This window comes from Komagataeibacter medellinensis NBRC 3288, assembly GCF_000182745.2.
Taxonomy (GTDB): Bacteria; Pseudomonadota; Alphaproteobacteria; order Acetobacterales; family Acetobacteraceae; genus Komagataeibacter; species Komagataeibacter medellinensis.
This window is the reverse complement of the sequence record NC_016027.1, coordinates 1,188,427-1,203,269: the sequence shown is the minus strand read 5'-3', so window position 1 is coordinate 1,203,269 and position 14,843 is coordinate 1,188,427. Positions and strand designations below refer to the sequence as shown.

The window sequence follows — 14,843 nt, the reverse complement described above, 5'->3', positions numbered from 1 at the left end:
CTGTTAGGAATGAATAACGTGGCGACACCCACCACCACGGCGGATGTAGTGGTACGGCTGGAGGATATCGGCCTGTCCCATGACCATGGGCGCAGCTTTATCCTGCGGCATGTCGATCTGGAGATCCGGCGCGGTGAGTTCGTGGCCCTGCTTGGGCCATCGGGCGTGGGCAAGTCGACGTTGCTACGCGTCATCATGGGGCTTATGCCGCCCAGCGAAGGACGGGTTGAACTGAAATCAACGCCCGCGAGCGTGCACCGGCCAGCAGCCATGGTGTTTCAGGATGCCAAGCTCATGCCGTGGCGCAGCGTGCTGCGCAATGTGGAACTGGGGCTGGAGGGGCTGGGGCTGGACCGGGCCGCGCGGCGGGCGCGCGCCATGGCGGCGCTGGATCTGGTAGGGCTTGCGGACAAGACGAACCGCTGGCCCCGTCAGCTTTCTGGCGGCCAGCGCCAGCGCGTGGGCGTGGCCCGCGCCCTGACGGTCGAGCCGGACCTACTGCTGATGGATGAACCCTTCGGCGCGCTGGATGCGATTACCCGCACGGCATTGCAGCAGGAACTGCTGCGCATCCATGGCCGCACGCAGGGCACTGTGCTGTTTGTGACCCATGACCTTGATGAAGCACTGGTGCTGGCGGACCGGATCATCATTCTTGCCGGGCATCCCGCCGGGCTGCGGGGCGACTTTACGGTTGGTCCCCGCCCGCGTGACCGGACCGCGCCGGCCATGCGCGCCATGGCGGAGCGCATGAAGCGCCTGATCGCGGGGGAAGAGAATCTCGGTGCGGATGCAGCCTATTGGCAGGCATCGGAGATATGATAAGCCTGTCCCACAGGGCCTGCTGACCACTGGCAGGAATCAGGGCTAACGGGGTCGGGTGTGGCGCATGGACCTGCCCCACTGGCACGCAAGGAAATATGGAACATGACAGATACCCCCAATTTAGAAACCCATCTGGAGGAAGGCATCGGTCGGCTGCAAGATGGACTGGACGGCCTTGCCGGTGATCCTGGCGCTCCATTTTCCGCACGGATGCAGGGTGCAGGTGGCATGGCGCAACAGGGTCTGGGCGATATCCTGGATACCGTGCGCGACATGACGGCGGACCGTCCGCTACTGGCGCTGCTTGGCGCGTCCCTGCTGGGTTTTGTTGCGACCCTGTTCATGCGGCGCCGTGCATAAATAAGGCAACATATGTCATGCTGGCGCGTTGGTCTGCCATGACTTACCTGCAAGGACAAATACCATGCTGAAACTGGCACTGTTTTTTCTAATTATCTCACTGATTGCCGGTGTGTTCGGGTTCAGTGGTATTTCCGCCGCTTCGGCCGGCATGGCAAAGATACTTTTCTTTATCGCCATCACGATATTCGTGGTGGTACTGCTGATCGGCCTGTTCACGGCCCGGTCGCTATCAAGCTGACAGCGCATTTCCAATGCAGAAAACCCCCTGCTGCCATCCGGCACAGGGGGTTTTTTCATGCCTATTTATTGGTGTCTTTCTGGATGAAGGAAGGCAGCAGCGGGTTATCCTTCTGCAGCGATTTCTTGGACGGCAGGCGGGAGGCATCCCATCCGCCACCAAGTGCCTGTACCAGGCTGACGCTGTCCACCATGCGCTGCTGCTGGATGCCAAGCAGAGTCTCGGCAGAGGACAGGGCAGAATTTTCGTTGGTGATGACGGTCGTGTAGATCTCGGTCCCGGCTTGGTACTGGTTGAGCGAGACCTCGACCGTGCGGTTGGCAAAGTCCAGCGCTTTCTGCTGCTGCGCGGACTGCTGTGACAGGATGCGCAGGTTGGAAAGCTGGTCTTCCGTATTTTGCAGCGCGGTCAGTACGGTCTGGCGATAGGTGGCGACCGCGTTATCATACTGCGCATTGGCTTCATGCACCGCAGCCGTGCGCGACCCGCCCGAGAACAATATCTCGGTGGCGGACGCGCCCAGTGACCATACGCGGTTGGCAACACTCATGAGCGAAGTGACCGGATCACCACCGCTTTGCGCGTAGCTGGCGTTGATGGTGACATCGGGATAGAACGCCGCCATGTCGGCACCGATCTGGGCGTTATACTGTTCCATCGTGCGTTCGGCCGCTGCAATGTCCGGGCGGCGTTGCAGCAGGTCGGAAGGCACCGTGACCGGAATGGGTGGCACGGTGCGTGACAGGGCGGCGGGTGCGATCGAGACATCGGCAGGTGGCTTGCCGATCAGTACGGCAATGGCATGTTCGTACTGCGCGCGGTTGATCCCGGCCTGAACAAGGGAAGCCCGGTTCTGCTCCAGCGTGGTACGTGCCTGCAGCACGGCGGTGGGATCGGCCGTGCCGGCGTCGAACTGGTTCTGGGTTATCTGAAGCGCCTGTTCATTGAAGCGCACGTAGCGTTGCAGCAGGTCCGTCAGGCTGTCCTGGTAGCGCAGGTTGAAGTAGGCGGTGGCCAACTGCGCCTGGTAGGACAGGGTGGCATTGGCCAGATCGGCCGCACTGGCCTGGGCTGCGGTAACCTGCTCCTGCACCTGGCGGCGGATCTTGCCCCACAGGTCGAGATCCCAGCTGGCACTCGGCCCCAGGTTGTAGGTGTTGTAAGTCGTCCCTTCTTTGGCGTAGTTGCTGCCCGATGAGGAAAGCGACCCCTCCCCGTGGCCTGCGCGGTTGAAGCCAAGGCTGCCGCTTATGGTGGGGAAGAGCTGCGCACGGATGCTGTCGATCATGGCGCGGGCGTTGCGGTAGTTGGCCTCGTATTCCTTGATGTTCTGGTTGGAAATTGCGACCTGTGTCTCAAGCCCGTTCAGGATCGGGTCGTTATAGATTGTCCACCAGTCATGCTTGGGTAGTTCGGCCATCTGGGGAGCGGCGTTTTCCCAGCCGGGTTCGGGGCGCAGTTCCTTGAAGCGTGCCGATACGATGGCGTCGGGACGGTGATATTTCGGCCCAACCATGCATCCTGCCAGTGCTGCAAGCGGCAGGGCTACAGATGCAAGGCGCAGCGCGTGGCCCCTGTTACGGGTCGGGCGGGTTGCGGCATGGCGGGGGGATGGCGGAAGGAATGTCATCCGGTTCAGGAATCCTGCTGGTGGGAAAGACGATGGCGTCGGGACAGCCGCCCATACAGCCGATTGAAATATGTCCTGCACGCTACCCCCATATGGTCGAGATAGAGGTAGACGACCGGCGTTGTGTAAAGTGTCAGTGCCTGACTGACGAGCAGCCCGCCCACAATGGCAATACCCAGCGGGCGTCGCAGTTCGGAGCCGTAGCCATGACCGAATATGAGCGGCAGCGCGCCGAGAGCTGCGGCAAACGTGGTCATCATGATCGGGCGGAAGCGTAGCAGGCAGGCCATGCGGATGGCCTCAAGCGCCGTATGGCCTTCATCGCGCTCGGCGGTAATGGCGAAATCGACCAGCATGATGGCGTTTTTCTTGACGATACCGATCAGCAGGATCACCCCGATCATGGCGATCAGCGAAAAGGCTTCCCCGAAGAACTGTAGTGCCAGCAGCGCCCCCACCCCGGCCGAGGGCAGGGTGGACAGGATGGTCAGCGGGTGGACATAGCTTTCATACAGGATGCCAAGCGTCATGTACACCGCCGCCAGTGCGGCCAGGATGAGCAGCGGTTCGTTATTGACCGATTTCTGGAACTGCGCGGCATTGCCAGCAAAATTGCCCTGGATGTTGGCGGGCATGTGCAGTTTGACCGCCTCCTCGTTGATGATCTGCACGGCGGTACTGAGCGGCACGCCATTGGTCAGATTGAACGAGATGGTGGTGGCGACGGACTGGCCATCATGGTTGATGCTCAGCGCGGTCTTGGTCGGCTTGAGTACCGAAACCAGCGTAAGCGGCACCATGTTTTCCGAACTGGTGGAAACCGCCGACCCGGTGGAGGCACTGTTGCCCCCCGCCAGCTTATTTGCGATCTGGTTGCGAAACGATTGTGCGCTGAGCTGTGATGCCGTGCTGCCGGTATCGGTCTTGACGCGGATGGTGTTGGACTGCGTGCCACCGCCTGCCGTGCCACCCGCCACACTGACCCAGACCTGCTTGAGCGTGGTCGGATCTTCCCAGAAGCGGGGCTGGACCTCCATCACCACATGGTACTGGTTGAGTGCATTGTAGATGATCGAGGCCGAGCGTTGGCCGTAAGCATCGAACAGGGTATTGGAAATGAGCTGCGGGGTGATGTTGAGACGGCTGGCCGTATCACGGTCCACCTTCACATCCAGCGCCGAGCCACCTTGCAATACATCTGACGAGACATCGGAGAGTTCACGATGCTTCTGCAACGCTGAAACGAGCAGTGGCGTCCACTGGTACAGGTCTTTTGATGAGTCGGACTGCAGCGAATACTGGTAGGCTGCATTGCTCTGCCGCCCCCCTATGCGCAGTTGTCCCGGTGCCGAGGCATAGAACGTCGCTCCCACCATGTTGCGCAGCCGCCGCCCGATGCGCGCGATGGTCAGCGCGGGCGTGTCATCACGCAAGGACTTGTCCTTGAGGGTAACAAACAGGTTGGCCTGGTTGGCGCTGCCCCGCCCGCCCATGAAGCCCATGACATGGGCCACGTCCTTATCCACGATAATGGCTTTCTGCACGGTGCTGATCTTGCCTTGCATGGCCTGGAACGAGATCGACTGGTCTCCCATAAGGTGACCCATCAGCATGCCGGTATCCGATTCAGGGAACAGGCTCTTGGGCATCTTGATGAACAGCCCGACCATGATGGCAATGGTCAGCGGCAGTGACAGGATGGTCAGCCGCCGGTGGGTGATGGCCCATTCCAGCGAGTGGGCATACCCCTTCTGGGCCGCATCCAGCCCGCGCTCCAGCCTGTTGCCGATATGGCCGAACACCCCGTGTGAGGGTGGTACTTCATGCACGCGCAGCAGGCGTGCGGTCATCATGGGGGTGAGCGAGAGCGAGAGCGCCATGGAAATGACGATCGTGATCGACATCGTCATGGCGAATTCATGGAACAGGCGGCCCGCTACCCCGCTGAGCAGCAGGATGGGCAGGAACACCGCGATCAGCGACACGGTGATGGACATGACCGTGAACGCCACCTCTCGTGTACCCAGCACGGTGGCCTGCATGCGGTCCATCCCGGCTTCCATGTGACGGCTGATGTTCTCCACCACTACGATCGCGTCATCCACCACGAAGCCGGTGGAAATGGTGAGCGCCATGAGCGAAAGGTTGTCGATGGAATAGCCCAGGAACTTCATCGCGCCAAAGGTAGTGATGATGGAGGCGGGTACAACAATGGCGGGGATTATGGTGATGCGTGGCGAACGCAGGAACAGGAGCACCACCAGTACCACCAGGCCGACCGAAAGCAGCAGCGTGAACTGCGTATCGGCCAGGGCCGCGCGGATGGTAGTGGAACGGTCCATGAAGGCGCCAAGGTCCACATCCGCTGGCAGGGCTTCGCGCAGGAACGGTAGCTTGGCGCTGATCTGATCGTTGGTATTGATGATGTTGGCCCCCGCCTGCGCGAAGATGATGGCCAGCACTGCGGGCTTGCCATCCACGTAGCCCGCGTTGCGCAGGTCTTCCACGCTGTCGCGCACGGAGGCCACGTCCGCCAGCTTTACGGGGCGGCTGTCATGGTAGGCTACCACCAGGTCACGATAGGCCTGGGCGTTATGCACCTGGTCATTCGTATCAAGGACGAACCGGTGGTCACCCTGATCGACAAAGCCTTTGGGCGTATGGGCATTGGCCGAGGCAAGGGCTGCGCGGATATCCTCGAAGCCGATGCCGAATTTGTATAGCGCCAGCGGGTTCATCTCCACCCGCACGGCCGGCAGTGAACTGCCACCGATCTCGACCTCGCCCACGCCGGGGATCTGCGAGAGGTGCTGCTGCAGAACGTTGGAAGCCAGGTCATACAGTTGCGAGGCGGTACGGGTGCGTGAAGTTAGCGCCAGGATCATGACCGGCGCGCCGTTGGGGTTGGCCTTGAAGTAGCTCGGGTTCTGCCGCAGCGAGGAGGGCAGGTCGGCATGGGCTGCCTGAAGGGCTGCCTCCACATCGCGGGCGGCGCCGTTAATGTCACGGTCCAGCGAGAACTGTAGCGTGATGCGCGCCTGGTTGGCCGATGACTGCGAGGTCATTTCCGTTAGTCCGGCAATCGCCCCCAGGTGCCGCTCCAGCGGGGCGGCCACCGAACTTGCGATCTCCTCGGGCGAGCCACCAGACTGGCGCGCCTGCACCTGTATGACCGGAAAATCCACATTGGGCATGTCCGCCACGGGCAGCGTCATGTATCCCAGCACGCCGCCCAGTATCAACGCCACGGTCAGCAGTATGGTGGCGACCGGCCTGCGGACGAAGATGGATAGCGGGTTCATGCAGAAGCCTGTGGTCCGGGCAGCCCGTCCTTGCCACCCTGGTTGGCCCTGCCAAAGCGGCGGGCCAGTTTCTGGCTGACGCCATCCATCAGCAGGTAGATGACCGGTGTGGTGAACAGTGTAAGCAACTGGCTGACGGCAAGGCCGCCCACAATGGCGATACCCAGCGGGCGGCGTAGTTCGGAACCGGTCCCGGTGCCCAGCATCATTGGTACCGCACCCAGCATGGCCGCCAGCGTGGTCATCAGGATGGGGCGGAAGCGCAGCAGGGCTGCATGGCGGATGGAATGCAGCGGGGTCATGCCCTCGACACGCTCGGCCTCCAGCGCGAAGTCGATCATCATGATGGCGTTTTTCTTGACGATACCGATAAGCAGCACCAGCCCGATGATGCCCATCACATCCAGCCCAGCCCCCGTTACCCATAGCGCCAGCAGCGCCCCGATCCCGGCCGAGGGCAGGGTGGAGAGAATGGTGATGGGGTGGATGAAGCTCTCGTACAGGATACCCAGCACGATATAGACCGCAATCAGGGCGGCCAGCACCAGCCATGCCTCGTTCGACAGTGAACTGCGGAACGCCGCCGCCGTGCCCTGAAAGGATGTCTGGAAGCTGGACGGCAGGTGGATCTCCTTCGCCGCGCGTTCGATCGCATCCGTCGCATCACCCAGCGCATAGCCGGGGCGGACATTGAACGAGACCGTGGTGGCCGGGAACTGACCCACATGCGTGATCAGCAGCGGGGCCGTATCCTGCGCTACCGTGGTGACGGAGGCCAGCGGCACCAGCCCCGATGTAGGCGAGCGGGTTGGGCCCGACGTGCTCTCCCCCGAATTGCCACTGATGCCGGGCAGGTAAAGCTGGTTGAGCGAGGCCATGTCCTGCTGGAAGGAAGGTGTAGCCTCCAGGATCACGCGGTACTGGTTGGACTGGGTGAAGATGGTCGAGATCTGGCGCTGGCCAAAACTGTCATACAGCACGTTGTCGATGGTCTGCGGCGTGATCGAATAGCGTGCGCCCGTGGTGCGGTCCAGGTTCACATGCGCCACCAGCCCTGCCGCCTGCAGGTCCGATGTCACGTCCGTCAGGGCTTTTTCCTGCTGCAGGCGGGCAATGAATTTCGGCACCCAGGTGATGAACTGGTTATAATCGGGGTTTTCCAGCAAAAACTGGTACTGGGTGGCCGCGACCGAGGTATCGAGCGAGAGGTCCTGCACCGGTTGCAGGTACAGTTCAGCGCCGGCTATGTCCGCCGTTTCCGCGCGCAGGCGGGTGGCCACTTCCTGTGCCGTGGCGCTGCGTTTGCCCACAGGCTTGAGGTTGATAAGGAAGCGCCCCTGGTTGAGGGTAACGTTCTGCCCGTCCACACCAACAAAGGAGGACAGGCTAGCCACGTCCGCATCATGCAGGATACGCTCCGCCAGTTCCTGCTGGTGGCGCTTCATGGCCGAAAACGATGTGGACTGCGCCATGACCGAAATACCCTGGATCACGCCCGTATCCTGCACGGGGAAGAACCCCTTGGGAATGACCACCGCCAGCACGCCGGTCAGCGCCAGTGTGGCGCCAAACACGCCCAGCGTCAGCTTACGGTGGCGCAGCACCACGTCCAGCGCGCGACCGTAGCCCTTAATGGTTGCGACCGTCCAGCGCTCGACCGCAGCCGACCATGCGGGCTCGGCATGTTTCGTATCGCGCTCGTGCAGCAGGCGCGCGCACATCATCGGCACCAGCGTAAGCGAGACCACGGCGGAGAGAATGATGGTGACCGCCAGCGTCATGGCGAATTCATGGAACAGGCGGCCCACCACATCGCCCATGAACAGAAGCGGGATCAGCACCGCGATCAGTGATACGGTCAGCGAGATGATGGTGAACCCGATCTCGCCCGCGCCTTTCAGCGCGGCTTCCATACGGGTGTCACCCATTTCGATGTAGCGGGCGATGTTTTCGATCATCACGATGGCATCGTCCACCACGAAGCCGGTGGCGATGGTAAGCGACATGAGCGAAAGGTTGTCGAGCGAGAAGCCAAACAGGTACATCACCGCCAGCGTCCCCACCAGCGACAGCGGTACCGACAGGCTGGGGATCAGCGTTGCCGGCACATTGCGCAGAAACACGAAGATCACGCCCACCACCAGTACCAGTGCCAGGCCCAGCTCGAACTCCACATCCTCGACCGAGGCGCGGATGGTCGTGGTCCGGTCGGTCAGGGGCGTGATTGTGATACCCGGCGGCAGTGACTGCTGCAGGCGCGGCAGGGCGTATTTGATGTTGTCCACCACCCCGATCACGTTCGCACCCGGCTGGCGCTGCACGTTCATGACCAGGGCAGGGGTGCGGTTGGCCCAGGCGGCCAGGTCCGTATTCTCGGGGCCGATCACCACGCTGGCCACGTCACGGATGCGTACGGGGCCGTTATTCTGATAGGCGATGACCTGGTTGAGCAACTGGTCCACGCCCGAGATCTGGCCATCAATGCGCAGCGTGGTCGCGCGCTGCGGTCCGTCGAACGTGCCGGTGGGGGAATTGACGTTCACATTGCCAATGGTCGTGCGCAGCGTATCAAGGTCGATGCCGAACGATGTCAGCTTGGGGATGTTGACCCGCACCCGCAGCGCCTTGCGGTTCCCGCCCGAAAGAGTGACCAGCCCCACGCCCGAAATCTGGCTGATCTTCTCGGCCAGCCGGGTATCGACATAATCCTCCACTTCCGTAAGCGGCATGGTCCTGGACGAGATGCCCAGCGTCATGACCGGTGTGTCGGCGGGGTTGACCTTGGCATAGACCGGTGGCGCGGGCAGGTCGGTGGGCAGCAGTGAATTGGCCTGGTTGATCGCGGCCTGCACTTCCTGCTCGGCAATGTCCATGGTCATGGTCAGGCCAAAGCGCAGTGTGATGACCGAGGACCCGCCCGATGAACGCGATGTCATCTGCTCCAGCCCCGACATTTCGCCCAGTTGTGTCTCAAGCGGGGCGGTGACGGAGGTGGCCATCACGTCGGGGCTTGCACCGGGGTAGAAGGTCTGCACCGTGATGGTGGGATATTCCACTTCCGGCAGGGCCGAGACCGGCAGGAAGTGGTAGCCAAGCAACCCGGCCAGCAGGATGGCAAGCATCAGCAGTGTGGTGGCGACCGGACGGTGTATGAACAGGCGGGACGGGTTCACGCGGCAATCTCCGGCGGCGTCTTGAGCAGGTATTCAGGGGGGACGGGCGCAGGCAGGCGCACGTCTAGCCTTTTTTCGCGTGCTTGCCATGATCGGTGGCGGGGGTGGCGTCGTGGTCCGTGCTTTCGGCCGCCGGGATGGTCACCTTTACGCCATCGCGCAGGTGATCCACGCCATCGGTCACCACGCGCTCGCCTTCCTTCACGCCATCGGTCAGTACGGTCATGGCGTTGTTGGCGTGGCCGGCCTTGACGTTACGTACTTCTACCGTGTCATCCGCCTTCACCACGTACACGAACTGGCCGTTCGGCCCGGTCTGCAATGCGTTGGTGGGTACTAGCAGCGCATCGTGGTCGGTGCTGACCAGCATGCGGGCATTGACGAACTGGTTGGGGAACAGCTCCTCTTGCGAATTGGCAAAGATGGCGCGCATGCGCACCGTGCCGGTGGAGGTGTCGATCTGACTGTCCAGTACGCTGGCCTGTCCGGTCGCGATCTTGCTGAGGTTGGCGCTGTCCCACGCCTCCACCGTCAGTGGCGAGCCCTGGCGCAGGCGCTCGGCCACGGGGCCGATATCATTTTCGGGCAGGGTGAAGATGACCGAGATCGGCTGCATCTGCGTCAGGGTCACCAGGCCGCTGGTCTGGCCGGCGGTAATGTAGTTGCCCATGTCCACCGCACGGATGCCCACGCGCCCGTCTACCGGTGCCAGGATGTGGCAGTAGGCGATCTGGAGCTTCTCGTTATCGACCAGTGCCTGATCGGACTTGACCGTGCCTTCCAGTTGCTCGACCTTGTACTGCTGGTCCTTGGCGGTCATGGCGGCAACGCTGTTTTGCTGGATCAGGCGCTGATAGCGCGCGTTGTCCACCTGTGCGGCCCTGAGCTGGGCCACGTCCTGCGCCAGTTGGCCTTCGTACTGTGCCAGCAGTACGTCGTAGGGGCGGGTATCGATCAGGGCCAGCAGATCGCCCTTGTGCACATGCTGCCCCTCGGTAAACAGCACCTGCATGAGATAGCCGTCAATGCGGGACTGCACGGTCACGGTCGTGATCGGCACGACCGTGCCCAGTTCCGTCAGGATGACCGGCATCTCACCCCGCCCGACTGTCGCCACCGCCACGGGCTGGTCGCCGCTGGCACCGTGTTTTTTTGATGTCATGTCGCTGTGGTGCGGACGCAGGAACGCCACTGCCAGAATGACCGCCAGCGCCCCACCCGCCAGATAGGGCAGGCGCCGCCCGCGGGGGCGGGCTGGGTTTGGCGTCTTGGGAGCAGGGGATGGGGAAGGAGGAGTATCCATGCGGTCGTTTTTCTGCCTGCTGTTGGGTCGTCGTGATCCCGTTGTGACAAGAGACGGGTCGGTATGAAAATAAGGGGTGGATGACCTGCCTTCCCACCATATTGACATGGGTAGGAATGTGCCTAGTCATCGAATGTAACATCGTCTGGGCAGGGCGGAAGGGGGAAAAACCGACAAATGTTTCATTTCGATTTGTTTGCGTTTTTCGGGCCACCATGGCCGCTCACGCTTGCCCCCGCATCCGGTGACAGGCGCAGCAGAAGTGGCAGTGCCCCCACCGCCACCACCCCGCATGCGATGAAGGCCACGCTGTAGTCGTGCAGGCGCCATGGCGGGGGCAGCAGCGCCTGCGCCATACCCAACATGGCTGCCGCCATGCATATGCCCAGTGTCAGCATGGTTTGCTGGCAGGTGGCGTAAAGGCTGGTTGCCGCACTCATGCGCGCGGCCGGCATGTCGGCATAGGCAATGGTATTGTAGCCGGTGAACAGCAGTGTCTGGCCCATGCCATTGAAGGCAAGCAGCAGCAGGAGCCAGTCGGGTATGGTGCCTGGGCGCAGCAGGGCCAGCAGCAGGCACATGCCCGGCAGCGCCAGACTGCCCGCGCACATCACGCGCCGAAAGCCCAGTCCACGGTAAGCATGCGAGACCACAAGCCGCATGGCCAGCGCCCCCATGGGGGCAAGGAAGGTGACCAGCCCGCTCTGTGCCGCGCTGGCGCCAAAGCGAACCTGTAGCAGGGAAGGCAGCAGGAAGATGGTCCCCGCCGTGGCGATGCGTGTCAGTCCCCCCGCAAGCACGGAAACACGGAAGGTGGGAATGCGCAGCAGTGACAGGTCGAGCACCGGGTGCGCCGTACCACGCGCATGGCGGATATAGGCCAGTGCCGCCATCGGGGCCAGTAGCCCCAGCCCTATGCCCGCCAGGCGCGCGGTCTGGCCATGACCCAGCAGTTCCATGCCGAATATCAGCCCTCCCAGCGCGGTGGCGGACAGGATGTTGCCCTTCAGGTCAAACGGGGGTGGGCGGGTAGTCCTGATCTGGGGGATGAACCGGCCGGTCAGCACAATGGCCAGTAGTCCGAGTGGGATGTTGATGTAGAAGATCCACCGCCATGACAGCCACGATGTCAGCACGCCGCCCAGCACCGGTCCCGCCATGGGACCGATGGTGGCGGGCAGCATGACCCATGCCATGATGGACAGGAGTTCCGCCTTGGCCACGCTGCGCAGGATCACCAGTCGGCCAACCGGCACCATCATTGCCCCGCCAGCACCCTGCACCAGGCGTGCGATTGCCAGTACCGGCAGGCTGTGCGCACGGGCGCAGATGAGCGATCCCGACAGGAACAGCCCGATGGCCCAGCGTAGCGTAAGCCTGCTGCCAAATCGTTCGGCCATATAGCCCGAAGCCGGGATCAGCGCAGCCAGCCCCAGCATATACACCGTAAGCGTGATGGAGGTGGCGGGGATGCCCACATGGAAATCATGCGCGATGGCAGGCAGGGCTGTGGTCAGCGCCGTGCCATCAAGCTGCTCCATCAGCATGAGGCTGGCCACGATAAGCGCCATCAGTCTCTTGCGCGGCGTGGACATGGGCGCCATGCCGCCAGGGAGGGCAGGTGAGGTGGACTGGACAGTCGTCAGGGAAGGCATGATCAGGCATGGTATAGCGGGTACGGAACCCTGCATGCCATCGTGGCGTTAGGGATCCAGGCTACACAACGGCGATACCAGCATGAAGGAAAAGCAATCGTGGCGGATGATAAGATGAACGTTCTGGGCGAAAAGACAAAAGGCGTGGTCGATCAGGGTATTGGCCGGGTCAAGGATGCGGTCGGTGGCCTGACGGGCGACATGGGCATGCAGGCCGAAGGCAAGGTGGACCAGCTTGCAGGCATGGCGCGTCAGGAATTTGCCGACCTGTATGAGGAAAATGAAGGCAGGATCGAGCGCGCGGTCACCTTCGTGCGCGAGCGCCCGCTGTTCTCGCTGGCTATTGCCGGTGTGCTGGGCACGATCATGGGCCTGATTTTCATCCCCCGTCGCAAGGGCTGAGACGGCTCCGAGTCGTTTTTTTTCATTTTAAGGGACTCGATGAGTCCACAGCATCTTGCGCAACCCTGCATAAAAATGGTTTCCATCCTTCCAGAACGGAAATCTGGTGCGAATCGGGCCGACATAGTCTGATTCGCATCTGGTCAGGAAGGAATGGATGCCCGATTACACGCTTGAGTACGCGCATGGGGGACGGGTTGCCGGTGTTGACGAAGTTGGTCGCGGCCCGCTGGCCGGGCCGGTCGTCGCGGCGGCGGTCATGTTTCCCGGCAGCGTGCCCGGCGTGCTGGCTGACAGGCTTGACGATTCAAAAAAGCTCAGGCCTGCGGTTCGGCAACAGTTGTACGACCTGCTGCACACTACCCCCGGCATTCTGATCGGCGTGGGGGCTGCCTCCGTGGCTGAAATTGCGCGGTACAACATCCTGCGTGCCTCATGGCTTGCCATGCAGCGCGCGGTGGGGCGCCTGCCCAACCTCCCCGAACTGGTCCTTGTCGATGGCAACGCCGCGCCCGATTTCGGGTGCCCGGCGCAATGCATCGTGGGGGGGGATGCCATCAGCCTGTCCATCTCGGCCGCGTCCGTTGTGGCCAAAGTCATCCGTGACCGGCTCATGACCCGCCTTGCGCGGCGCTGGCCCGATTACGGGTGGGAACGCAACGCGGGCTACGGTACCGCCATTCATCGTTCGGGCCTGATGGCACGCGGGGCAAGCCCCCACCACCGCGCAGCCTTCGGCACGGTGCGCCGGATCCTTCAGGCCGCCGTTCCTCCTTCTTCCCCCCCCAAGCGCGGAGCAGCCATCATGCTGAACAATTCATGAGCGGTGCGGTTATGATGGAATTGCCCCTGGATCAGGTGCTGCGGGGCGACTGTATCGATATGATGAAGACGTTGCCGGCGGCTTCGATCGACTGCGTGTTTGCTGATCCGCCATACAACCTTCAGTTGCGCGGTGAACTGCGCCGTCCCGATGACAGCATCGTTGATGGTGTGGATGATGACTGGGACAAATTCACCGACCTGCAGGCTTATGATGCCTTCACTCGCGCGTGGCTGACCGAAGCACGGCGCCTGCTGCGCAAGGATGGGACGATCTGGGTGATTGGTTCCTACCACAACATCTTCCGCATCGGCGCGATCCTGCAGGATCTGGGATTCTGGATCCTGAATGATGTGATCTGGCGCAAGTCCAACCCCATGCCCAATTTCCGGGGCCGCCGCTTTACCAACGCGCATGAAACGCTGATCTGGGCGGCGCGTGGGCCGGATAGCCGCTATCGCTTCAATTACCAGGCCATGAAGGCGCTGAATGATGATGTGCAGATGCGCTCGGACTGGTATCTGCCGCTATGCACCGGTGGTGAGCGGTTGCGTAATGAACATGGCCTGAAACTGCACCCCACCCAGAAGCCCGAAAGTCTGCTGCACCGTGTGCTGGTAGCGTCAACCAATGTGGATGACGTGGTGCTGGACCCCTTTACCGGCACCGGTACCACCACCGCCATGGCGCGCAGGCTGCGTCGGCGCTTTATTGGCATTGAACGCCATCCTGATTATGCAGAGGCCGCGATCGGCCGCGCCCGACGCGAAAAACCCCTGCCGCTGGACAGTGTGCAGACCACGCCCGCCCGGCGCGAAAGCCCGCGCGTGCCCTTTGGCCTGTTGGTGGAACGCGGCATGGTGCCTGCGGGCACTGTACTAATGGACCGGCAGAAGCGTGTGCGCGCCACGGTCTCGCCCGATGGCACGCTGGTCAGCGGGCGGCATCGTGGCTCCATTCACAAGATGGGCGCGCAGTTGACCAATGCGCCATCATGCAATGGCTGGACGTTCTGGTATTTCGAGCGTGAGGGCGAACTGGTGCAGCTTGACGTGCTGCGTGGTGATATCCGTGCGGAACAGGCGGCCGTCGCATCCTGAATCGGCAATGAGAGCAGGGCAGTCAGGAC

Annotated in this window: 11 protein-coding genes; 6 read left to right on the top strand and 5 right to left on the bottom strand. The window is 62.3% G+C overall.

What is annotated here, in order from left to right; translation table 11 throughout:
- Positions 1 to 9: 9 nt before the first annotated feature.
- From GLX_RS05435 to GLX_RS16705, 3 genes are all read left to right on the top strand, one after another.
- A complete protein-coding gene (locus GLX_RS05435; protein WP_014105012.1) occupies positions 10 to 822 on the top strand; it encodes an ABC transporter ATP-binding protein in 813 nt (270 codons plus the stop codon).
- 105 nt (positions 823 to 927) lie between these two features.
- The gene (locus GLX_RS05430) at positions 928 to 1,185 is read left to right on the top strand and encodes a hypothetical protein (RefSeq protein WP_014105011.1); all 258 of its coding nucleotides are present in this window, start codon (positions 928 to 930) and stop codon (positions 1,183 to 1,185) included.
- Positions 1,186 to 1,249: 64 nt separating this feature from the next.
- Positions 1,250 to 1,426: a DUF1328 domain-containing protein gene (locus GLX_RS16705; RefSeq protein ID WP_014105010.1), complete on the top strand. Its 177-nt coding sequence runs from the start codon at positions 1,250 to 1,252 to the stop codon at positions 1,424 to 1,426.
- A 61-nt stretch (positions 1,427 to 1,487) separates the two neighbouring features.
- Here the strand turns inward: GLX_RS16705 and GLX_RS05420 are convergent, their stop codons facing one another.
- The 5 genes from GLX_RS05420 to GLX_RS05400 form a co-directional block, all read right to left on the bottom strand.
- Positions 1,488 to 3,056 (bottom strand): efflux transporter outer membrane subunit, encoded by a 1,569-nt coding sequence (locus GLX_RS05420; RefSeq protein WP_014105009.1) that lies wholly within the window; start codon positions 3,054 to 3,056, stop codon positions 1,488 to 1,490.
- Between the two features lie 5 nt (positions 3,057 to 3,061).
- On the bottom strand, positions 3,062 to 6,358 hold the full coding sequence (locus GLX_RS05415; RefSeq protein ID WP_014105008.1) for an efflux RND transporter permease subunit: 3,297 nt from the start codon (positions 6,356 to 6,358) through the stop codon (positions 3,062 to 3,064).
- On the bottom strand, positions 6,355 to 9,531 hold the full coding sequence (locus GLX_RS05410) for an efflux RND transporter permease subunit (RefSeq protein WP_014105007.1): 3,177 nt from the start codon (positions 9,529 to 9,531) through the stop codon (positions 6,355 to 6,357). Before GLX_RS05410 ends, GLX_RS05415 begins: the two co-directional genes overlap by 4 nt.
- Before the next feature lie 64 nt (positions 9,532 to 9,595).
- Positions 9,596 to 10,834, bottom strand: a complete 1,239-nt coding sequence (locus GLX_RS05405; RefSeq protein ID WP_041247201.1) for an MdtA/MuxA family multidrug efflux RND transporter periplasmic adaptor subunit — start codon at positions 10,832 to 10,834, stop codon at positions 9,596 to 9,598.
- A 182-nt stretch (positions 10,835 to 11,016) separates the two neighbouring features.
- Positions 11,017 to 12,405: an MFS transporter gene (locus tag GLX_RS05400; protein ID WP_081477924.1), complete on the bottom strand. Its 1,389-nt coding sequence runs from the start codon at positions 12,403 to 12,405 to the stop codon at positions 11,017 to 11,019.
- Between the two features lie 183 nt (positions 12,406 to 12,588).
- On the opposite strand from GLX_RS05400, the gene GLX_RS05395 reads away from it, so the two are divergent.
- From GLX_RS05395 to GLX_RS05385, 3 genes are all read left to right on the top strand, one after another.
- Complete coding sequence (locus GLX_RS05395; RefSeq protein ID WP_014105004.1) at positions 12,589 to 12,891, top strand: CsbD family protein; 303 nt, start codon at positions 12,589 to 12,591, stop codon at positions 12,889 to 12,891.
- 157 nt (positions 12,892 to 13,048) lie between these two features.
- Entirely contained in the window at positions 13,049 to 13,714 is a 666-nt protein-coding gene (locus GLX_RS05390) for a ribonuclease HII (RefSeq protein ID WP_014105003.1), read from the top strand.
- Positions 13,711 to 14,814 (top strand): site-specific DNA-methyltransferase, encoded by a 1,104-nt coding sequence (locus GLX_RS05385; RefSeq protein ID WP_014105002.1) that lies wholly within the window; start codon positions 13,711 to 13,713, stop codon positions 14,812 to 14,814. Before GLX_RS05390 ends, GLX_RS05385 begins: the two co-directional genes overlap by 4 nt.
- Positions 14,815 to 14,843 lie beyond the last annotated feature (29 nt).

Bases quoted from the DNA above. Each gene is read 5' to 3' on its own strand.
- GLX_RS05435 (WP_014105012.1), top strand. From the start codon at position 10: ATGAATAACGTGGCGACACCCACCACCACGGCGGATGTAGTGGTACGG.
- GLX_RS05430 (WP_014105011.1), top strand. From the start codon at position 928: ATGACAGATACCCCCAATTTAGAAACCCATCTGGAGGAAGGCATCGGT.
- GLX_RS16705 (WP_014105010.1), top strand. From the start codon at position 1,250: ATGCTGAAACTGGCACTGTTTTTTCTAATTATCTCACTGATTGCCGGT.
- GLX_RS05420 (WP_014105009.1), bottom strand. From the start codon at position 3,056: ATGACATTCCTTCCGCCATCCCCCCGCCATGCCGCAACCCGCCCGACC.
- GLX_RS05415 (WP_014105008.1), bottom strand. From the start codon at position 6,358: ATGAACCCGCTATCCATCTTCGTCCGCAGGCCGGTCGCCACCATACTG.
- GLX_RS05405 (WP_041247201.1), bottom strand. From the start codon at position 10,834: ATGGATACTCCTCCTTCCCCATCCCCTGCTCCCAAGACGCCAAACCCA.
- GLX_RS05400 (WP_081477924.1), bottom strand. From the start codon at position 12,405: ATGGCGCTTATCGTGGCCAGCCTCATGCTGATGGAGCAGCTTGATGGC.
- GLX_RS05390 (WP_014105003.1), top strand. From the start codon at position 13,049: ATGCCCGATTACACGCTTGAGTACGCGCATGGGGGACGGGTTGCCGGT.
- GLX_RS05385 (WP_014105002.1), top strand. From the start codon at position 13,711: ATGAGCGGTGCGGTTATGATGGAATTGCCCCTGGATCAGGTGCTGCGG.